Source organism: Allocellulophaga tsushimaensis (genome assembly GCF_055383085.1).
The window spans coordinates 303922-327042 of the sequence record NZ_AP039451.1; the positions used below are offsets into that span (position 1 = coordinate 303922).

Annotated in this window: 16 protein-coding genes and 1 tRNA gene; 4 read left to right on the forward strand and 13 right to left on the reverse strand. The window is 35.1% G+C overall.

Annotated features, from left to right (window positions below; all coding sequences use genetic code 11):
- Positions 1–4 precede the first annotated feature (4 nt).
- Positions 5–2269, forward strand: coding sequence for an acyl-CoA dehydrogenase family protein (locus ACZ451_RS01390; protein WP_464215285.1), 2265 nt, complete (start codon positions 5–7; stop codon positions 2267–2269).
- A 2-nt stretch (positions 2270–2271) separates the two neighbouring features.
- Here ACZ451_RS01390 and ACZ451_RS01395 read toward each other — a convergent pair whose 3' ends face one another.
- The 9 genes from ACZ451_RS01395 to ACZ451_RS01435 form a co-directional block, all read right to left on the reverse strand.
- Entirely contained in the window at positions 2272–3090 is an 819-nt protein-coding gene (locus tag ACZ451_RS01395; protein ID WP_464215286.1) for a GIN domain-containing protein, read from the reverse strand.
- Positions 3091–3672: 582 nt separating this feature from the next.
- The gene (locus ACZ451_RS01400) at positions 3673–5502 is read right to left on the reverse strand and encodes a cytochrome c oxidase subunit I (protein ID WP_464215287.1); all 1830 of its coding nucleotides are present in this window, start codon (positions 5500–5502) and stop codon (positions 3673–3675) included.
- Positions 5503–5552: 50 nt separating this feature from the next.
- A complete protein-coding gene (locus ACZ451_RS01405) occupies positions 5553–6614 on the reverse strand; it encodes a cytochrome c oxidase subunit II (protein WP_464215288.1) in 1062 nt (353 codons plus the stop codon).
- A 27-nt stretch (positions 6615–6641) separates the two neighbouring features.
- Positions 6642–7958 carry a quinol:cytochrome C oxidoreductase gene (locus tag ACZ451_RS01410; RefSeq protein ID WP_464215289.1) on the reverse strand — a complete coding sequence of 439 codons (1317 nt, stop codon included), beginning with the start codon at positions 7956–7958 and terminating at the stop codon, positions 6642–6644.
- Between the two features lie 16 nt (positions 7959–7974).
- Positions 7975–8532 (reverse strand): c-type cytochrome, encoded by a 558-nt coding sequence (locus ACZ451_RS01415; RefSeq protein ID WP_464215290.1) that lies wholly within the window; start codon positions 8530–8532, stop codon positions 7975–7977.
- Between the two features lie 12 nt (positions 8533–8544).
- Positions 8545–9066 carry a DUF3341 domain-containing protein gene (locus tag ACZ451_RS01420; RefSeq protein ID WP_464215291.1) on the reverse strand — a complete coding sequence of 174 codons (522 nt, stop codon included), beginning with the start codon at positions 9064–9066 and terminating at the stop codon, positions 8545–8547.
- A gap of 142 nt (positions 9067–9208) precedes the next feature.
- Positions 9209–10933 carry an NrfD/PsrC family molybdoenzyme membrane anchor subunit gene (gene nrfD / locus ACZ451_RS01425; protein ID WP_464215292.1) on the reverse strand — a complete coding sequence of 575 codons (1725 nt, stop codon included), beginning with the start codon at positions 10931–10933 and terminating at the stop codon, positions 9209–9211.
- A 42-nt stretch (positions 10934–10975) separates the two neighbouring features.
- On the reverse strand, positions 10976–14095 hold the full coding sequence (locus ACZ451_RS01430) for a TAT-variant-translocated molybdopterin oxidoreductase (RefSeq protein WP_464215293.1): 3120 nt from the start codon (positions 14093–14095) through the stop codon (positions 10976–10978).
- 31 nt (positions 14096–14126) lie between these two features.
- The gene (locus tag ACZ451_RS01435) at positions 14127–15434 is read right to left on the reverse strand and encodes a c-type cytochrome (RefSeq protein WP_464215294.1); all 1308 of its coding nucleotides are present in this window, start codon (positions 15432–15434) and stop codon (positions 14127–14129) included.
- Positions 15435–15664: 230 nt separating this feature from the next.
- Here ACZ451_RS01435 and ACZ451_RS01440 point away from each other — a divergent pair, with 230 nt between their 5' ends.
- The gene (locus tag ACZ451_RS01440) at positions 15665–16036 is read left to right on the forward strand and encodes an SPOR domain-containing protein (protein WP_464215295.1); all 372 of its coding nucleotides are present in this window, start codon (positions 15665–15667) and stop codon (positions 16034–16036) included.
- Positions 16037–16092: 56 nt separating this feature from the next.
- Here ACZ451_RS01440 and infB read toward each other — a convergent pair whose 3' ends face one another.
- The 3 genes from infB to rimP are packed head-to-tail and all read right to left on the reverse strand — an operon-like array spanning position 16093 to position 20654.
- Entirely contained in the window at positions 16093–18903 is a 2811-nt protein-coding gene (gene infB, locus ACZ451_RS01445) for a translation initiation factor IF-2 (RefSeq protein WP_464215297.1), read from the reverse strand.
- Between the two features lie 43 nt (positions 18904–18946).
- Complete coding sequence (nusA, locus tag ACZ451_RS01450) at positions 18947–20179, reverse strand: transcription termination factor NusA (protein ID WP_464215298.1); 1233 nt, start codon at positions 20177–20179, stop codon at positions 18947–18949.
- A gap of 13 nt (positions 20180–20192) precedes the next feature.
- Positions 20193–20654 carry a ribosome assembly cofactor RimP gene (gene rimP / locus ACZ451_RS01455; protein WP_464215299.1) on the reverse strand — a complete coding sequence of 154 codons (462 nt, stop codon included), beginning with the start codon at positions 20652–20654 and terminating at the stop codon, positions 20193–20195.
- 166 nt (positions 20655–20820) lie between these two features.
- On the opposite strand from rimP, the gene ACZ451_RS01460 reads away from it, so the two are divergent.
- Positions 20821–22194 carry a cation:proton antiporter domain-containing protein gene (locus ACZ451_RS01460; RefSeq protein WP_464215300.1) on the forward strand — a complete coding sequence of 458 codons (1374 nt, stop codon included), beginning with the start codon at positions 20821–20823 and terminating at the stop codon, positions 22192–22194.
- Between the two features lie 17 nt (positions 22195–22211).
- On the forward strand, positions 22212–22673 hold the full coding sequence (locus ACZ451_RS01465) for an RNA methyltransferase (RefSeq protein ID WP_464215301.1): 462 nt from the start codon (positions 22212–22214) through the stop codon (positions 22671–22673).
- A 75-nt stretch (positions 22674–22748) separates the two neighbouring features.
- Here ACZ451_RS01465 and ACZ451_RS01470 read toward each other — a convergent pair.
- Positions 22749–22820: transfer RNA gene (locus ACZ451_RS01470), tRNA-Gln, on the reverse strand.
- Positions 22821–23121 lie beyond the last annotated feature (301 nt).

Here is a 23121-nt window from a genome sequence, read left to right on the forward strand (position 1 = left end):
TCCTATGAAAAATAACAGCTATACTTCTGGAATCTTACAATACATTCCATTTTTTTATATGATTTGGTCAGATGATTTAGTTTCTGCTTCAGAAATAAATGTGACTAAAAAAGCGCTACAGCAAGACAAAACATTATCTGAAAAAGAATCAGAAACCTTATTATCTTGGTTAGACACCAATAATCCTCCAAATAATGAAGAGTTAAAAAAATGGAAACAAACCATTACAAATTCCAACATAAAACTGATAGAAAATGATATTTATCCTTTAAGTTCTTTTAGTCAGCGTATTACAGCATACTATACAACTAAGGTGGCTTTAAACGATCAGTTAAAGCATATAGAACTTAATTTAGGCATTCAACCCAACCATTACAAGCATTTATTTGCTATTGAAATAGACCATGCAAATACCTCCAATTATTATGATGCTAAAGAATTAGATCTTATTTTAAAAGGAAAACACGCTCCGATTATAGATGATTTTAGAGCTACATTAAAAGACCCTATTTTTAATTGGGATATTCAACGTACTAAAGAAGATTTCAGAAAAAAAGTATTAAGCCAAGTGCAATTCCTTGCTAAAAAAGGGTACGGAGCTATGGCATACCCTAAAGCATATGGTGGAACCGGTAATATGCCTGGTTATGCTACTATTTTTGAAAATATGATGTATGCTGATGGGAGCCTTACCATTAAATTTGGTGTTCAGTTTGGACTTTTTGGAGGCAGTATCCAAAAATTAGGTACTCAAAAACATCATGATGCTTATTTAACCGCTACGGGCGAAACCAAATTATTAGGCTGTTTTGCTATGACAGAAACGGGTCATGGGTCTAATGTAAGAGGTATTAAAACTACAGCTACTTATGATAAAGACACCAATACTATAGTTATACATACCCCTGGCGAAAATGATAATAAAGAATATATAGGCAATGCTTTAGATTCTAAAATGGCTTCTGTATTTGCGCAGCTTATTGTAGATGGTAAAAACGAAGGGGTACATGCTATACTTGTTCCCATACGCGATGAAAACCATGATTTATTGCCTGGAGTACATATTGAAGACAATGGGTATAAATTGGGTTTAAACGGTGTGGATAATGGTAAAATTTGGTTCAACCAAGTGGGGGTACCCAAAGAAAACCTTTTAAACAAATACGGCGATATTACCGATGATGGTACCTACTACTCTGATATAAAAAACCCAAATAAGCGCTTTTTTACCATGTTAGGCACTTTAGTAGGCGGGCGTATTTGTGTTGCCAGAGCAGGTTTAGGAGGCGCAAAAATGGCAATACACATCGCAGTGAAACATGCTCTAAAACGAAGACAGTTTAATGACAGTGTAAAAGTACAAGAAGATTTATTGATGGATTACCCATCACATCAATTACGCCTTACCCCAGCTATTGCGCAAGCTTATGTTTTTGATATTACGCTACAAAAAATGATGGATGTCTATAGCGATGAAAGCAAACCAGACAAACGCAAAGTAGAAACGCAAGTAGCGGGTTTAAAATCTATTATTACTTGGTATGCCAATGATACCATACAAGAATGTAGAGAAGCATGCGGTGGCAAAGGCTATTTAATAGAAAATAGAATTGCAGATTTAAAAGGCGATGTAGATATTTTTACCACTTTTGAAGGGGATAATACCGTACTTCTCTTATTGGCTGCAAAAGGGGTTTTATCGGATTTTAAGGCAGAGTTTAATAGTGCTGGCTTTTTATCTGTTTTAAAACTGTTAAGTACGCAATTGAGTGATAAATTTGCTAGTGTAAACCCTATCTACACTAATAAAGTGGATAAGGAACATTTATACAATCCTAAATTTCATAAGCATGCTTTTAATTATAGAACTAGACGACTTACCTACTCCTTAGCCATGCGCATCAGAGGCTATATTAAACAAGGAATGCCGTCCTACCAAGCGTTTTTAAAAGTACAGACCCATTTAATTGCTTTAGGGAAAGCCTATAGTCATGAATTGGCTTATGCTACTTTTTCGGATTTTTCTGCTACGATTTCCAGTGAAAAAAACCGTTTATTATTTGAAAAACTAGGAACCCTTTATGCGCTTCATGAAATACGACGGGATGCCGAGTGGTTTTTAGAACAAGGTTATATTGGCGGCACAAAATCTAAGGCGATCCGGCAACGTGTAGAACGTTTGTGTACCGAATTAAGACCACACATTGCTGTTTTAGTAGATGGTTTTGGAATTCCAGAGCATTTGGTTACTGCGCTGATAGCAAAGTAGCATTATCGCCTATGTAGCTCACAAGTATCTAAAAAATCTATAATATGAATTTTAGCAGCACCATAGAAAAATATTTGTGCATTACCCCTTGCACTTAAATTACACGACGTATAGGCATTAATACGAGCACTAGAAGAAGATTCTATATGTAAGTTTACTTCTGATGCTTCTAATTTAGTTGCTTTAAAATTTGAATTTTCAAAAAGGTTAAGATCTAAAAGTGAAGTGGTTCCTTCTGCTTTTACAGTAGTATTTTTATAGGTTTCAAAACTACTGGCACTACTCACCTGGTAGATCTCAATATTAGCTCTGTCTTTTAAAACTACATGAAGGGAATCTATGTCTACATTAAAATTACCAGAACTATTTTCAAACATATTCAAATCCATTACAGAGGCATTGGCGTTTAATTGAATTTTTGAAGAACCAAAAGCATTCACTTCTAAAATACCGGTATCTATCCTATCTTTCATTTCTACACTACCTTTCCTAAGTGTTACTTCACTTAACTCATCGTAATACACTATTATCTCTAGTTTCTTTTTTGAGGTAATATTGTAAAAAGAACTAATGGTAAGCTTACCCTCTACAACTCTAAACTTAAGCACTTCAACTAGATTATCATCAAGAGTAAGCCCGTAGCCAATATCAGAAGATTTACGTAAAACAATATCTAAATCGTCTATAACTTCTATAGCATTAAAGGGCTCTAAGTCTTTACGGACTTCAATAACCGTTTTACTTCCTTTTATTTTGGGTTTGCGTTGCCCAAAGGTAAAAGCACTTATTAACACAAACAACAGTACTATTTTTTTATTCATTTTCAAGTATTCATTTATTAAAGCGTATCTCTGTATAGCACCCTATTAATTTTTTCTAAATATATTATAAAAAGAGACTTTTATCCAACAAGGGAGCAACATAATTTCATATTCTTTTTAACATTTACGCATAAAATGACTATCATACCAATCTGAATGACAACGCTCGTCTATTACATGAAATAAAAAACCACCCTAATAAAGGCGGCTCTGTATTTCTTACTCTGTACGATACGAAGTCTCAGACCTCGCGCAACGGATTTGACATGGATATCCTCAACCGTATGAAAGAGATTCAAAGACTCTCTAAAGAGGGTAAAACTACCGTCACCAAAATTATTGATGCCTTTATTAGGGATACTAAAACTAAAAAAGCATATGCATAAAAAACCACAACTTTAATGCTGTGGTTCTATTTTTTCTTACTCGGTACGCCACTAATTACAAATTAGCAGTAAGCCATTACGCTGACATACTAGCGCCAGCAGGGGAATTGCTTCCAAAAAAAGGTCATCTAAACAAAAACCCTCTGCACATAAAATGAACAGAGGGCTTTTTTACAATAAACCTTATCTTAATTATTTAATGATGCATTTCTTCCTCACCGTCTTGTAATGGAATATGTTGCGGCACAAAATCTTGGCCTGGAATTACATATTCACCATCTTCATTTACTTTACTATAATCATACGCCCACCGGTGCACCTCTGGTATGGCTCCTGGCCAGTTTCCATGAATATGCTCTTGTGGAGCTGTCCATTCTAAAGTATTAGAATTCCAAGGGTTCTGAGCTCCTTTTTTACCGTAGAATATGCTGCTTATAAAGTTATAGACAAATATGAGTTGTGCTAATGCTGCTATAATAGCAAACATGGTAATAAGCACTTGAACATTTGTTAATTCATCAAACATAGGAAATGCTGTATTTTGATAATACCTTCTTGGTACTCCAGCCATACCTACAAAGTGCATCGGAAAGAAAACACCGTATGCACAAACGGCAGTGATCCAAAAGTGTACATAGCCTAAATTCTTATTCATCATTCTACCATAGAACATTTTAGGAAACCAATGATAGACTCCTGCAAAAAGACCATATAATGCGGAGATACCCATTACTAAGTGAAAGTGCGCCACTACAAAATACGTATCATGCACATTAATATCTAAAGTACTATCTCCTAAAATAATACCAGTTAAACCTCCTGTTATAAAAGTAGAGACCAAACCTATAGAGAATAACATTCCTGGATTAAGCTGCAGGTTTCCTTTCCAGAGTGTGGTAATATAATTAAATGCTTTTACCGCAGATGGGATTGCTATTAAAAGTGTTGTAAATGTAAATACAGATCCTAAAAATGGGTTCATACCCGAAATAAACATATGGTGACCCCAAACTATTGTAGATAAGAATGCAATTGCAATAATAGAAGCAACCATTGCTCTATATCCAAATATGGGCTTACGAGCATTCGTAGACATCACCTCTGAGGTAATTCCTAATGCAGGTAGTAATACAATATATACTTCAGGGTGTCCTAAAAACCAGAACAGGTGTTCGTATAATACTGGCGATCCTCCTTGATAATGCAAGACTTCGCCTTGAATAAAGATATCTGATAAGAAAAAAGAAGTTCCAAAACTTCTATCCATTATTAATAATAATGCAGCAGATAATAATACTGGGAAAGAAATAACACCAATAACTGCTGTTACAAAAAATGCCCATATGGTTAAAGGTAGCCTTGTCATAGACATCCCTTTTGTTCTTAGATTTAGTACGGTTACAATATAATTTAATGATCCTAATAAGGAAGATGCAATAAATATTGCCATTGATACCAACCATAGTGTCATCCCCATTCCAGATCCTGGTTGTGCCATTGGCAATGCACTTAAAGGCGGATAAATTGTCCAACCTGCTGCGGCTGGACCAGCCTCAACAAATAATGACAACATCATCACAACAGATGAGATAAAGAACATCCAGTAAGACAACATGTTTAAGAAACCTGAAGCCATATCTCTTGCCCCTATCTGTAATGGAATAAGTAAATTACTGAATGTACCACTTAAACCTGCCGTTAAGACAAAGAATACCATAATAGTACCGTGTATGGTTACTAATGCTAAATAGATATCTGCATCCATTACCCCTTCTGGAGCCCATTTTCCTAAAACAGCTTCAAAAAGTGGGAAAGATTCTCCAGGCCATGCAATTTGCATCCTGAACAAAATAGACATTGCAATACCTATAAAACCCATAATTAGACCAGTAATTAAATACTGCTTTGCAATCATCTTATGATCTTGACTAAAAATATATTTAGTTACAAAAGTTTCTTTATGGTGATGATGTCCGTGATCGTCGTGTGCGTGATCATCAATATTTGCATGTGCTGTTGCTGACATAATCTCTATATATTCTGTTTATATTATTTTTCTTGTTATAGCCTTCTTTATTACTGAGCTGATGCCATCATTGTTTTCCCAAAAGTTTGTTGGCTTGCCATCCACTTCTCATATTCTTCTTGGGTTTCTACAATAATTTTCATTTGCATATTGTAATGCGATTTTCCACAAATCTTATTACAAAGCAAAATATAATCAAACTCCCATGGATCTGAATTATCTTCTCCATTAGCAGCTCTTTCGGCTCTTATTTTATTTGTACGTATCACTTTATCAACTACATCAGGGTTCTGACGCATTTGCTCTGTTGTATAAATTGGAGTGTACGAAAACTCGGTGATCATTCCTGGAACACAATTCATTTGTGCTCTAAAGTGTGGCATGTAAGCCGAGTGTAATACATCCTGAGAACGCATTTTAAAATTTACTTTTCTTCCTACAGGTAGGTGTAATTCTTTTACAATAACATCATCAGCGGCATTAGGATCTGCTTCGTCTAATCCTAATACATTAGCTCTGTCAATATCAATCATTCTAACATTAGCATCGCCAAGAACATTATCTCCACCACCATACCTGGCGGTCCAATTAAATTGTTGTGCATAGAGCTCTACAATTAGCGGATCATCTTCATCATTAACATCCATAATATTAGTCCATGTATATAGCCCCCAAAGAATTAAACCTGCTAATACAATTACAGGAATAATGGTCCAGATAAACTCTAACCTATCATTATCTGCAAAAAACAAGGCTTTTTTTCCTTTTTCACCTCTATATTTATAGGCGAAATAGTGCAATAAAGCTTGTGTAATGGTTTGTACTATAAATATAATAACAAAAGACCATAGCATTAAACTATCGTATTCTGCACCATGTGCTGAGGCTGCTTCTGGTAATAAAAACTTCGTATATTTCCAAAAGCTAAAGATGGTAATACCATATATAAAAATTAAGAAGGCGAACATGAGATAACCATTTATTTTGTTATCTCCATCTGTTGCAACTCCAGGACTATTCGCTTTTAGTTGCGATAATTCAAATATCTTAGTCATTTGCCAAATGGCAATTCCTACTAATACTACAACAGCTATAATTAAAAATCCAGTCATTATATAATTTAATGTTATTTTTTAAAACTAGTAATGAAAATGCTTACTCTCCTCAATAAAAGGATTTCTTTTTGGTTGCAATGGTGCTTTTGACAAGGCACGGAATACCCAGAAAATGAATAATCCTGCAAAAAACAATATAGAACTTATTTCAGAAAGCCCTATATACCATTGTGTACCAACAGTAGACGGCATAATCATATTAAATATATCTAAGTAATGCCCTCCTAATATTACGATCCCAGCCATTACTACAAACCAGTTAACTCTTTTAAAGTCACTATTCATTAACAATAATAATGGGAATACAAAGTTCATTGCGATCATTCCAAAGAATGGCAATTTAAAATCTTGAATACGCGTAACATAATAGGTTACTTCTTCAGGAATATTAGAATACCAGATTAACATAAACTGAGAGAACCAAAGGTAGGTCCAGAAAATACTAATCCCGAACATAAATTTTGCTAAATCGTGAATATGACTATCATTTACTTCTTTAAGCAAACCTTTTGATTTTAAATAAATGGTAATTAAAGCGATAACCGTAATCCCAGAAACAAACATACTTGCAAATACATACCATCCAAATAAAGTACTAAACCAGTGTGGATCTACACTCATAATCCAATCCCAAGACATAATAGACTCTGATACTAAGTAGAATACTAAAAATGCTGCAGAAACTCTAAAATTCTTTTTAAAGTTAGCATTATCATCTGCTTCATCTTGTGCTAGAGATAGTTTACGGGAGTATTCTCTATACAAAATCCATCCTGCTAAGAAAACAGCAGCTCTTATTAAGAACGATACTCCGTTTAAATAACCTGCTTTCCCTTGTAATAAATGGTCTTTTGCTACCACCTCTGCATCCATCCAAACAAAAAGATGATTCATATGTGCTACAGAACAAACTAAAATAACAAATACAATAATTCCTCCAGGAACTAAATAAGAAGTAATTCCTTCCATTACTCTAAACAATAATGGAGACCAACCTGCTTGTGCAGCTCTTTGTATAGCATAAAAAGCCAATACGCCTAATGCAATCATAAAGAAAAAGAAGGCTGCAACATACAAAGCTGCCCAAGGTTTGTTTTGTAACTGATGAAGTACATGCTCATCATGTTCAGCACTATGATCTTCTCCATGCGCCATAGCTTTTTCTGCATGCGAATTTTCTTCAGCATGCCCATCTCCGTGACCATCACCATGACTTGCAAGCATTGCCTTAGATTCTTCTACAGTACTAGGAGCACTAAGAAATCCGGCACCAATACCTAATGCACCGATAATCATAAGTGCAATTGAAGCTATTTTTAATCTATTTGAAACAGTGTACATATCTAAAATCTATGTATTATTTTGTTAAGTCTTGTTTTAATTTCATTACGTATTCAGCAACTTGCCAACGCTCTTCTGTATTCAATTGGTTTGCATAAGAACCCATAGAATTTAAACCATAATAAATCGTATGGTAGGTACTTCCTACAGTAATATCTCTTGCATCATAACTTGGAACCCCTAGAATTTTTTCACGCTTTACTAAAGTTCCCATACCGTTTCCTTTGTTTCCGTGACAAATACCACAGTAGATCCCATAAAGTTCTTTACCCACTTTCATATTATCTTCAGACTGTAAAGAATCCAATGGGCTTGCTTGTAACCTTGCAAGTTCTTTACCCTCTAAACCATTGGCAAACTCATATGGCATTTTACCACGTGCAATTGCATTTGCTGGTGGGATTAACCCTTCTGATTTAAAAGATAAATTATTGTCTATTTCTTGATAGGTTTCATAGCCTACAGACTTATACATGTTTGGCATGTACTGGTAGTTTCTGCTGTTTTTGTTAGAACAAGAAACGAAAGCCACTAGACTTAAAACAACTCCTATTATTTTTATAAAACTCTTCATATCTCCTTTTAACTACTTTTCTGAAATATTAATCTCTACTGCACCAGTATCTGCTAATAAATCCATCAGTTCTTGCTCGTTATTATGAATTTCTATTTCCATTAAAAAATGGTCATCTGTAGTACGCACATCTGGGTTTTCAGCTTCTTTAAAAGGCCATAACCTACTTCTCATATAAAAAGTAATCACCATTAAATGCGCTGCAAAAAATACGGTTAACTCAAACATAATAGGAACAAATGCTGGCATATTCTCTAAATAACTAAAACTTGGTTTACCGCCTATATCTTGCGGCCAGTCTTCAATCATAATGAAATTCATCATCGTAATTGCAACACATAGCCCTACACAACCATACATAAATGCAGTAATTGCAATTCTAGTTGGTTCAAGTCCCATTGCTTTATCTAGTCCGTGAACTGGAAAAGGGCAATATACTTCTTCTATATGATGTTTTGCTGCTTTTACTTTTTTGACTGCATGCATAAGCACGTCATCATCTGTGTAAAGTGCATGTATAACTTTAGATGCCATATTTACAATTTCAAATTCAAGTTTTAAATTCAAGTTCAAAAAACTAAAATTTTAAACTTATCTCATTTATTTTTAATTAACAGTAATTCGTTTCAGTTTGCTAGAGTTCAAATTTAAATATAGCTTACTGACTGCTTACTGTTTACTCATTTAACTTTTTTGCCTGACCTGCCCAATCATCACGTTGTGCTCTTCCTGGGAAAGAACCTGTGATAGCATCTAACAAATCGTATTCTTTGTTTGTCATTTTGCTTACTTGAGCAAACTTAAATATTCCTATTTGGTTTAAGGTTTTTTCCATTTGAGGACCAATACCTTTTACCTTTTTTAAATCATCTGGAGTATCATTAGCTGCATCATAAACACCAAGTGTATCTAAAAGTGATGATACTTTACTATCATCAGTTACTGTATCGACAGGTTTTTCTTCCGCTACCGTTTTAGAAACCTGTGGTGCTGTTGCATTTATAGTATACAATGGTTTGCCTGCATCTCTTAATCTCTTATATTTTTCTCCAGAAGATTTCATAATAGATTTTACTTCTGCTTGTGCTATTACAGGGAATGTTCTAGAGTACAATAAGAATAAAACAAAGAAGAAGCCTATGGTGCCTATAAATATGCCAATGTCTACAAATGTAGGTGAGAACATGGTCCAAGAAGATGGTAAGTAATCGCGGTGTAATGATGTTACAATAATTACAAAACGCTCAAACCACATTCCTATGTTTACTACTATTGAAATTCCGAAAGAGAACATAATACTAGTACGTAGTTTTTTAGACCACATAAATTGTGGAGAAAACACATTACAAGTCATCATTGCCCAGTATGCCCACCAGTAAGGCCCAGTTGCTCTGTTTAGGAATGCATATTGTTCGTATTCTACTCCAGAATACCAAGCCATAAACAACTCTGTTATATATGCACAACCTACTATAGAACCTGTTAACATAATAACGATATTCATTAACTCTATATGCTGTAAAGTAATGTAAGCTTCTAAGTGACATACTTTTCTCATGATAATAAGCAAGGTATTTACCATTGCAAACCCTGAGAAAATGGCTCCTGCCACAAAGTATGGAGGAAATATAGTGGTATGCCATCCTGGAATTACTGAGGTGGCGAAATCAAAAGATACAATGGTATGTACAGAAAGTACTAATGGTGTTGCTAAACCTGCTAATACCAATGATACTTCTTCAAAACGTTGCCAATCTTTAGCTCGCCCACTCCATCCAAAACTAATTAAGCTATATATTTTCTTTTGAAAAGGCCTCACAGCTCTATCACGGATCATTGCAAAATCTGGCAAAAGACCTGTCCACCAGAAAACTAAGGAAACCGATAAATATGTAGATATAGCAAATACATCCCAAAGTAGTGGTGAGTTAAAGTTTACCCATAACGATCCAAATTGATTTGGAATAGGCAATACCCAATATGCTAACCATGGTCTTCCCATGTGGATAATTGGGAATAAACCTGCTTGTACTACAGAGAAGATTGTCATTGCTTCTGCAGAACGGTTAATTGCCATTCTCCATTTCTGACGGAAAAGCAATAATACCGCAGAAATTAATGTTCCTGCATGTCCAATACCTACCCACCATACAAAGTTGGTAATATCCCATGCCCAACCTACAGTTTTATTTAATCCCCAAGTACCAATACCCGTAGATATGGTATAAATAATACATCCGATACCCCAAAGAAATGCGATTAATGCGATAGAAAACACTATCCACCATTGCTTGTTCGCTTTTCCTTCTACAGGAGCAGCGATATCTACAGTTACATCGTGATAGCTCTTGTCTCCAAGTACTAAGGGTTTTCGTATAGGTGCTTCGTAATGCGACGCCATATGTTATATTCTATTACGTTGTTCTTTTATTATATAAATTGCTTATGCTTCATCAGTATTTCTCACTTTTACATGATAGAATACATTTGGTTTTGTTCCTACATGCTCTAATAAGTGATACATACGCTCACTCTTTTTCAACTCTGCAACTTCACTCTTTTTATCATTAATATCTCCAAATACCATTGCTCCATTACCGCATGCTGCAGAACAAGCTGTTTGGAATTCACCATCTTCAATAACACGACCATCTCTTTTAGCATCTAGGATTGTTTTCTGTGTTTTTTGGATACACATAGAACATTTCTCCATAACCCCTCTAGAGCGTACGGTTACGTCTGGATTAATTACCATTTTCCCTAAATCGTTATTCATATGGTAGTTAAACTCATCGTTATTGTTATACAAGAACCAGTTAAATCTACGTACTTTGTAAGGACAGTTGTTTGCACAATACCTTGTACCTACACATCTGTTATACGCCATATGGTTTTGACCCTGACGCCCGTGTGATGTTGCTGCCACTGGGCAAACCGTCTCACATGGCGCATGGTTACAATGCTGACACATTACAGGTTGAAAAGCTACTTGTGGATTAGTTGCTGGATCCTCTAATTCTATAAAGCCTCCTAAAGAACCACTATCTCCACTTAAACCATCAAAATTCTCTTTCTTATGATTATCTTCTTCAAAAGTTTCTTCTGAAGAATAATATCTGTCAATACGCAACCAGTGCATATCTCTAGATTTACGTACTTCTTGTTTCCCTACTACCGGAACATTATTTTCTGCGTGACATGCAATAACACAAGCCCCACATCCTGTACAAGCATTTAAATCTATAGACAAGTTAAAGTGATGTCCGATAGAACGGTCAAAATCGTCCCACAAACTTACTGATGTTGCAGGAACTTCTTGATGATCTAAAGAAACAACTGGCTGTACATTCCACTCTTTTGCTTCTTTAGTGTTAAAGATTTCGAGCGTAGTTTCTTTAATGATATCGCCTCTACCCATCAGGGTTTTATGCAATTGCACACAAGCAAACTCATGGTTACCCTCTTGTTTTTTGATAACAACCTCCTGTGTGTTTGAGAAGTTTTTATACAACTCATAGGCATTCTTACCAGTTTGCATTTCTGCTTGCATCCCTTCTTTTCTACCATAACCAAAGGAAAGACCAACTGTACCTTTTGCTTGGCCTGGTTGAATAATTACAGGAACAGCCTCTAACGTCATATCACCAACAGTTAGTGTAGCATAACTACCATCTAAACCACCATTAGCAACATTTTCGTTTACTAAATCTAATGCTTCTGCATCTGATTTGGATACGGTAACATAATTATCCCAAGATACTCTAGTAATAGGATCTGGAAACTCTTGTAACCATGGGTTGTTTGCCATTTGACCGTCTCCCATCCCTACTTTAGAATATAAGGTAAGCTCCATCCCTGCACTTGTTGCTCTAGATAAAGCACTTACAGCACTAGAAATATCAACAGCAGGTGCTACGGCAATAGCGTCTTCTATTAAGGTGTCTATATCAGATTCTACTGTTGAACTAGCAGCTTGAAACACCCCATCATGTAATGCCTTATTCCATTGCTCTCCTCCTAAAACAGAAGTACTCCAATGGTCTTTTATATACTCATAATACGTTTGTTCACTCCCCATCCATGATAATAAGGAAGACTGAAATTGACGTGTATCAAATAATTCTTTTATGGTTGGCTGCATTAAGCCATAATGCCCTTTTTTAATCTCTACATCGCCCCAAGACTCTAAGAAATGGTTTGCAGCGGCATTATATTTAGAAATTTTAGCGGTTTCATGAGCACTTAAAGAAAAAGAAACAGATACCCCTACTTGTAATATTGCTTCTTTAAAATACGCTGCGTTTGGCAAGGTATATGCAGGGTTAACACCATCCATAATAAGTGCGCCCACTTTTCCAGATTTCATATCTGAAATTAATGCATCAACTTTTGCCGTATTTCCTTGTCTAATATATTTTGGTGCTTTAGGATCAAATGCTTTACTTCCTAGCATTTTATTGATCGCTAAAACTACCGCTTGTGCATTTTTATCATCAAGACCCGTAACTACAACAGCTTTAGATCCTGCTTTTCTAATTTCATTTGCTACAGCTGTTACTGCCGCAGAAATTGTATCGTTTAATTCTCCAGAAACTGAAGAACCATTTAATTTTGCATATAACTTAGCTAAGGCTACTTTTTGCTCACTTGGTTTTAAAGCAATACGCTTATCGGCATTTGCCCCTGCTAAAGACATATTAGACTCAAACTGAATGTGTTTGGACATTTTACCCTTCTTAGGAACACGTCCTTTTGCGTAACCAGCATCATAACCACCACCTTGCCAATCTCCTAAGAAATCTGCTCCGAAAGAAACAATTAATTCTGCTTTTTCAAAATCATAATCTGCTAAAGCTCTTTCACCATATGCTGCTTCAAAAGCGCTTAAGGCAGCATCTTCTGAAATAGCGTCATAGGTAACGTGATTTACGTTTGCATATTTAGCTTTAAATTCTGCTATTAATTTTGTTGTAGACGGACTTGCATAGGTTTGCGTTAACAATGCTATTTGCTTTCCAGAGTTTAAAGCTCCTTTAACAGCGCTATCTAAATCACTCCAAGAGATCGCTTCAGATTCTCCGTTTGGTCCATTAGGTCTATGTACTGGTCCTTGAAGACGCTTACTATCATACAATCCTAAAACAGAAGCATTAACTCTAGCATTAGCAGAACCACCTACTTTTGCATCTTTATTAGTAGCAATACTTATAGGCCTACCTTCTCTGGTTTTTATTAAAATACTTGCAAAATCATAACCATCTGCAATAGTAGTAGCATAATAGTTTGCCACACCAGGAATAATACTTTCTGGCTGAACAACATAAGGTATCGATTTTGTTACCGGACCTTCACATGCCGCCATAGTTGCAGCAGCTGTACTAAAACCTACATATTTCAAGAAATCTCTTCTATTGGTAGAACTAGAAGCCAAATTTTCTTTGTCTCCTAAAAATTCATCCACAGGAATATCTTGAACAAACTCATTTTGTCTTAGCGCCTCAACAATGGAATCGTTGGGATTTAACTCCGCCTCGCTTTTCCAATATTTTTTGTTTGATGCCATACTTATATCTCTGAATTATCTTCTCTTATTATTAATAGTGACATTTACCACATTCTAAACCACCCATCTGCGCAGCAGTTAGATTCTCAACTCCATACTTCTTAGAAAGCTCAGCGTGGATTTTTTCGTAATATTCGTTACCTTGAACCTTAACGTTAGTCTCGCGGTGACAGTTAATACACCAACCCATGGTTAATGGCGAATGTTGCTCCATAATCTCCATTTCCTCTACAGGACCATGACAAGTCTGGCATTCTACACCAGCAACAGTAACGTGTTGTGAGTGGTTAAAATATGCAAAATCTGGAAGGTTGTGAATTCTAATCCATTCTACAGGTTTTGTTTCTCCTGTATATTTCTGATTCTCTTCGTCCCAACCTACAGCTGCATATAATTTTTTAATTTCCTTATTGTAATCTACTCCATATGCTGCTCCCTCTGCTAGGGTCTCATCAGCTACTTGATAAATAGACTTATGACAGTTCATACAAATATTTAAAGATGGTATTCCGGAATGCTTAGAAACCCTTGCCGAAGAGTGGCAATATTTACATTCTATCTTATTATCACCCGCGTGAATTCTATGTGAATAATGAATAGGTTGTATAGGAGCATAGCCTTGATCTACACCAACTTGCATCATTGCACCATAGGCAAAATAAGCACCACTTAATAGTAATAAAATCACTGAAACCAGTACTAAAAACTGGTTTTGTATAAAAGCTTTCCAAATTGGCGTTCTTTTTTCTGATGCTTCTTTAACAACAGTTACACCATTAGCTTCTGCAATGCTTTTTAGCGTATTGTTTACTAAAAATAACATTACTACTAACAGGCCAAATACTAGAACTAAAGCACCTAATATAATTTCGTTAGAGATACCTGAATCATTAGAACCTCCTTTGACACCTGGAACAGTAGCAATATCAACACCTGGTGACTTATCCGGTGTTGGCGCAGCAGTATATGCTAAAATATTATCAATATCTGCATTAGATAATGTCGGGAAAGCTGTCATTGCAGCTTGATTGTACTCATTATAAATCTTGCTTGCATATGCATCACCAGATTTAATAACCCCAGCACTATTTTTTATCCAAGCATAAATCCATTCTCTATCTAAACCTTCTTCCGCTAAACGAGCTTCTACATTACGTAATGCAGGACCCGTCATTTTACGATCTAAATGATGACACGCAGCACAATTTTGATTAAAAAGGGATTTTCCTTTGGCGGCATCGCCTTCTTGCGAAAACAGAGAAGTTGAAAAGAGTAGAGAAACTACCAGACTGATACCTAAAACTTTAGAAATTTGATTGCGGTATAGAACCTTTTTCATATTTAAAAATATTTCTATCTTGTTCTTGGCATGATAATTTCTTATCGTTTATTATGGAGAAAAAACATGCTTTGAAATCGAACGCAAAAATACGACATAGACTTTATTTTAGAAATGTTAAGGTATTTATAATTTATAATTTATAACAATTCTAAATAAGCAATTTAATTTTTGTTTGATCATTAAAAAATTACTTTTGTTCTATTGTTTTTTCAATAAAAATGAAACTTATGAAAACCGCAGCGATTACAACATTTTTAGCCCTATTCACAGCCTTTTGCGCTGCGCAAGATGGGCAGATTACTATTAAACAAGATGAAAAAATTATAGATTTGTTAGAAATCTATAAAAATCAGGATCAAGATTCTGGTGTATATAAAATTCAGATCGGAAAAGGGTCTTTAGCAGCTGCCAACAGATTAAAACAGAGTGTGGAAATTAATTTTCCAGGTTGGTATTCTAAAATAGATTTTGTGGAGACAGATTATAGAGTTAGGGTAGGAAAATTTAAAACAAAACTTGAAGCGGAACGCCGGTATATGAAAATTAGAAAAAAATTTCCTGGAGCTTTTATCATTCCACCCAATAAAAATAAAGGGTAAATAAAAAAAGCGATCTACAGAGATCGCTTTTTTTATACTTGATATTTCTTTCTTATTTATTTCAACTTTTTCTTAACTGCCACTTCTTGGAAGCCTTCTACAATATCTAATTCTTTAATATCATTGTAGTTCTTAATTTGAAGTCCACAATCGTATCCTTTTGAAACTTCTTTTACATCATCTTTAAATCGTTTTAAAGAAGAAAGCTCCCCTGTAAAGACAACTACTCCATCTCTAATTAAACGGATTCCAGAGCTTCTTAATATTTTACCTGTAGTTACCATACAACCTGCAATAGTACCTACTTTAGATATTTTAAAGGTTTCTCTAATTTCTGCTGTACCCGTAATTTCTTCCTTCATTTCTGGAGAAAGCATTCCTTCCATAGCATCTTTTAGATCGTTAATAGCATCATAAATAATAGAATACATTCTAATATCTATTTCTTCATTATCAGCTATTGTTCTGGCATTACCCATTGGCCTTACATTAAAGCCAATAATAATAGCATCGGATGCCGAAGCTAAAAGCACATCACTTTCTGTGATAGGCCCTACCGCCTTATGTATGATATTTACTTGTATTTCTGCTGTAGATAATTTCTGGAACGAATCTGTTAATGCTTCTACCGATCCATCCACATCACCTTTCAGGATAATATTTAATTCTTTAAAGTCGCCCAGCGCTATACGTCTTCCAATTTCATCTAAGGTAATATGACGTTGTGTTCTTACAGATTGCTCACGTAACAACTGCCCTCTTTTGGTTGCGATCTGTTTTGCTTCTCGCTCATCTTCAAGGACATTAAATTTATCTCCCGCCTGTGGCGCACCATCTAAACCTAGTATTGATATTGGTGTAGAAGGCCCTGCTTCTTTTATATTGTTACCACGCTCGTCTTGCATGGCTTTTACCTTACCACTACAAGTTCCTGCAAGCACATAATCTCCAATTTTAAGCGTTCCTGCCTGTACTAACACTGTAGAAACATATCCTCTTCCTTTATCTAAGAAGGCTTCTACCACAGCTCCGTTTGCCAATTTATCTGGGTTTGCTTTCAGCTCTAAAAGTTCTGCTTCTAACAATACTTTTTCTAAAAGTTCTTTGATCCCCTGACCTGTTTTTGCAGAAATATCATGCGATTGTATTTTACCACCCCAGTCTTCTACTAACAAATTCATTTGCGCCAGCCCTTCTTTTATTTTATCAGGGTTTGCCGTAGGCCTATCTATTTTATTAATTGCAAATACAATAGGTACCCCAGCCGCTTGGGCATGACTTATTGCTTCTTTTGTTTGTGGCATAATATCATCATCAGCAGCCACTACAATAACAGCAATATCTGTTACTTGAGCACCACGTGCACGCATGGCCGTAAAGGCTTCGTGACCCGGTGTATCTAAAAATGCGATCTTCTGTCCATTTTCTAAGCTAACACCATAAGCACCTATATGTTGTGTGATTCCTCCGCTTTCTCCTGCTATTACATTTTCTTTTCTGATATAATCTAAAAGTGATGTTTTACCATGATCTACGTGTCCCATTACGGTAACAATTGGCGCTCTCCCTTTTAAATCTTCCGCAGCATCTTCTTCTTCCTCTATTGCCTCTTCTATTTCTGCAGAAACAAACTCAACCTCATAACCAAATTCCTCAGCAACTATAGATAGTGTTTCTGCATCTAAACGCTGGTTCATGGTTACCATGATCCCTAGAGACATACACGCAGAAATAATTTGTGTTGTAGAAACACCCATCATCGTTGCCACTTCATTAGCCGTAACGAATTCTGTTACTTTTAAAATTTTACTCTCTAATTCTTGTTGTTCAAGATCTTTTTCTGTTTGCTGACGGTGCTGATCTCTTTTATCTCTTCTATACTTTGCTCCTTTTCCTTTTTTAGATTTCCCTTGAAGTTTTTCAAGCGTTTCTCTAACCTGTTTTTGTACATCTTCTTCTGACGGCTCAACTTTTGGAGCTTGCTTAAATCGTTGCCCAGGTCCTCTTCTTTGCCCAGGTCCATTTCCTCCACCAGGTCTTGGTCTAGCGCCTGGTTTAGCGCCACCTCCAGCAGTGTTATTACCACTTACAATTCTTTTTCTACGTTTTTTCTTATCCGCAGTATTGTTTGAAGTTTTTGGAGCTTCTTTCTTTTTCTTAGGCTTTTCAAATTTGGTAAGATCTATTTTATCTCCCGTAATTTTTGGCCCAGATAGTTTTTTGTATTGCGTTGTTATTGCTTCTGGTTCTTTTGGAGTTTCCTCATCATTTTCAGCAACAACCTCAGGAGCTTCTACTTTATTTTCTTCTTTAGAAACAACAGGTGCTTTTTCAGCTTCTTTCGCCTTGGCTTTAGGTGTTTCTAAATTTATTTTGTCAACTACTTTAAATTTTGGCTTATCAGCGGCAGCTTTTATAACTGGCTCTGGCTTTACCTCTTTTGGCTCTGGAACTTTTTCTACAGGTTTCTCTACCTCTTTTTTAACAGGAGCTTCAGGTTTCTTAGGGTTTAAATCTATTTTTCCTATAGTTTTAGGTCCAGATAATTCAGCTTTACCACGAACTACTTGTTCTGCAGATTTTTTCTCTCTAGCAATTCTTCTATCTTCTTGCTCTTGTTCCAGTTGCTGCCTAATCGCTTCTTTTTCTTTTCGCTTTTCCTCACCAACTTCTTTAGACGCAACCTTCTTGCTCATATCGGTCTGGAACTCATCCAGCAGCACTTGGTATACCTCATTGGATATTTTTGTAGTAGGCCTAGCCTCTACATCATGTCCTTTGGAACCCAAAAAATCTACAGCCCTGTCTAGTGAAATATTTAATTCACGTAGCACTTTATTAAGCCTTATTGTTGCATTATCTGCCATAAATACCTGTTACTATACTTGAAATTTATTGCTAATATATAGCTTAATCTTCTAATTCTTCTTTTAGTATGCGAACAACTTCTAAAATTGTTTCTTCTTCTAAATCAGTACGTTTTACCAAATCATCAGTATCTAACTCTAAAACACTACGAGCGGTATCCATACCTATTTTCTTAAATTCTTCTATAACCCAAGCTTCTATTTCATCAGAGAATTCTGTTAATTCTACATCTTCCTCTACTCCTTCACGGAACACATCTATTTCATAACCAGTTAATTGACCTGCCAATCTAATATTGTGTCCTCCTCTACCTATTGCCTTAGAAACTTCTTCTGGCCTTAAGTATACTTGTGCTGTTTTTTTCTCTTCATCTAATTTTACAGATGATACTCTTGCCGGGCTTAAAGCTCTTGTAACCAATAATTGCGGATTATTAGTCCAATTAATTACATCGATATTCTCATTCCCTAATTCTCTTACAATGCCATGTATACGAGATCCTTTCATCCCTACACATGCACCAACAGGATCAATTCTATCATCATAAGAATCTACAGCTACTTTTGCTTTTTCCCCAGGAATACGAACTGCTTTTTTAATGGTTATTAAACCATCGAAAACTTCTGGTATTTCCTGAAAAAATAACTGTTCTAAGAATGCAGGAGCTGTTCTAGACATTATAATTGAAGGTTTGTTTCCTTTCAACTCTACACTTTCTATTACTCCTCTAACATTATCTCCTTTTCTAAAGAAATCAGAAGGAATTTGCCTTTCTTTAGGCATCACAATTTCATTACCCTCATCATCTAAAAGAATGATAGCTTTATGTCTTATATGATGCACTTCTGCCGTATAAATTTCACCTTCTAAATCCTTAAATTGCTTATAGATGGTTGTATTATCGTGCTCATGGATTTTAGAAATTAAATTCTGACGTAATGCCAAAATTGCTCTTCTTCCTAAATCAATTAATTTAACCTCTTCGGAAACATCTTCTCCTACTTCAAAATCTGGTTCAATTTTACGAGCTTCGGTCAAAGAAATTTCTTCATTAGGCTCTTCTATCTCCCCATCTTCTACTACAATTCGGTTTCTCCAGATTTCTAAATCTCCTTTATCTGGATTGATAATAATATCAAAATTATCATCAGAACCAAACTTTTTCTTTAAAGCGTTTCTAAAAACATCCTCTAAAATCGCCATTAGCGTTACTCTGTCTATGAACTTATCGTCTTTAAATTCCGAAAAAGATTCAATCAACGCAATGTTTTCCATATTGACTTATCAATTAAAATTTTAATACAACTTTTGCTTCTTGTATATCAGAAAACTCAATTTCTTGTTTTTTCTGAACCGTAACTTTACCCTTACCAATTGGTTTAGGCTCCCTAGCTTTCCATTCTAAAGTAATCCCTTGTTCTTCAACAAGTGTAAGTTTACCTTCAAATTTATTTTCTTGGGTTTTCACTTCCAATACTCTTCCTATATTCTTTTTATACTGCCGTGGCATTACCATAGGTGTTGTTGCTCCAGCAGAGGCTACTTCTAAAGAAAAATCCTCTTCTTCCCGATCTAAATTATGTTCTATTGCACGACTTACCGCCATACAATCTTTTAAAGTTACCCCATTGTCCCCATCTAAAATAATATTAATTTTATTACCTGGTGACAGGGTAAAATCTATTAAAAAAATAGCTTCATTTTCTTGCAATGCAGTCTCTAAAAGTGCTAAAACTTTTTCCTTAAACATAATTATTAAGTAATAAAAGAGGGGACAAATTGTCCCCTCATTATACTATTCATCCTTACAGCGATGCAAATATACAACTTTTTTTAAATTTTTATCTATTACCTCACATCAAATACTATATTTGATACTTCAATACTTAAATACGAACTTTATAAACCATTACAGCATGGAGATTTTGTCTTCTTACAACCTAATTATAGCTTCTTCTTTTGTTATTATCCTTTCTTTTTTCTTTAATGGAATTTCAAAGAAAACCAATATTCCTGCTGTTTTAATGTTGATCCTTTTAGGGATTATTTTACAGTACGTATTGGGCTTTATTGTAGGTGATACCCTAGATTTGGCTAACACATTAAAAGCACCGCTTGAACTTTTAGGAATTGTAGGTCTTATTATGATTGTATTAGAAGCGGCGTTAGAATTAGAATTAAAGCGCGAGAAATTAGTGCCAATTTTAAAATCTATGGCCATTGCGCTTATTGGTTTAGTTGGTTCTGCTTATGCAGCAGCATTTATTTTACAACAATTTATAGCCGGCATGAGCATGCAAGTTGCTTTAATTTACGCTACACCCCTATCTATATTATCTAGCGCCATTATTATCCCCAGTGTAAGTGGTTTAAATGAAAACAAAAAAGAATTCCATATCTATGAAAGCACCTTTTCTGATATTATGGGAATTATGATGTTCTATTTTTTAACCGCAAAATTAGACCCAGAAACGGATGCTGGTGTAGTAGCTTTTGGCGGGAACATTATATTAACTATTGCAATTGCGCTTGTAGCCAGTTATGCAATTGTTTTAATCTTTCAACAGATAAAAAGTCAGGCGAAATTATTTTTATTGATTGCAGTACTATTATTACTCTATGCTATAGGCAAAAAATTACATTTATCTTCCCTAATCATTATTCTAATTTTTGGTTTAGTCATCGCGAACGTAAAATTATTTTTCCCTGGGAAAATGAAAGTTTTTTTAGAGCATGATAAAATACATCAGATATACCACGAATTACATATTATTACACTAGAAACTGCCTTTGTAGTGCGTACTTTCTTTTTTGTGATTTTTGGGATTACCATTGTTATTTCTTCCCTATTAAGTCTTAGTGTTGCACTGGTTAGCATTCTAATTATTATTTCTATTTACGCTATCCGTTTTTTAATCTTACGTGTTTTTGTAGGGAAAGATATTTTACCACAGCTCTTTATTGCGCCAAGAGGCTTAATTACCGTTTTGTTATTTTATGCGATACCCGAAAGTGCACAAGTTGAAAATTTTGAATCTGGAATTTTACTTTTTGTAATTATCGGCACAAGTCTTATTATGACATGGGCCATGATTAAAGACAAAAGAAAAATGAGTACTTCATTAGATGAAATTGATGAAGTACGATTAGAACGTAATGAAGCAGAAGATATTTTAAACAAAAAAGAGGATAAGCACACATCTTCCGAAATAGAAGATAGCAATGAAATAGAAGAAGACAACTCATTTAAAGCCATTGAAGGTAATCCTGATGAAGAAACCAACACCTAATTATATTGTATTAGAAAATGCAACCAGATAATTTTACTACTTCTTTTTTTGGTATAGGGATACAAAATGGAAAAACGCCAGAAAATTTAGGTGCATTATGGCGTACAGCTCAAAATTTAGGCGCTAGTTTTATTTTCACTATTGGAAAACGTTATGCAAACCAAGCGAGTGACACGCATAACGCTGTAAAATCTATCCCTTATTACCACTATACAGATTTTAATGATTTTTTTGATCACCTCCCAAAAGGTGTCCGAATTGTTGGTGTTGAAAAAACAAAAACTGCTGAGAACTTAGAAACTTTTAAGCACCCAAAACGTTGTGTATACTTATTAGGTGCAGAAGATAATGGACTTACCAAAGAAGCTATTGAACGTGCTCACTTTTTAGTGCAATTTAGCTCCACCCATAGTTTAAATGTTGCTATTGCTGGTAGTATTGTTTTATATGACAGAAGTAGAAATAAAGCAATGCAGTAGACAACACTTAGTTAAAAAAGGATTTTTAATTAAAAATCCTAATACAGATTTGTATTAGGATTTTCTAAACTTATGTTGGCCCACAAGGACTCGAACCTTGAATGACGGTACCAAAAACCGGAGTGTTGCCAATTACACCATGGGCCAAAATATAAAGCACAAAAGTGGCTCTGTATTTGAGGTGGCAAATTTAAAACAAACTTTTGTTTTCACAAACATTTTTATAAGATTTTCTTAAGCAAGAAAAAAAGGTCATAATTCTACTGAAACAATGGCTACTAGCACTTTCTTAACTTGTTGAAGAATAGTTGATTTTAGTACAAAGACTTCACTAAAAGTAACAAGTTTATGATTTTCATTAGTACTATTTTGAGCATTGCGGCCGCTTTCTTTCATCTTTTCGCATTTCTTTAACAAAAATTGAAGCGCTGCACATCTGCCATATCTA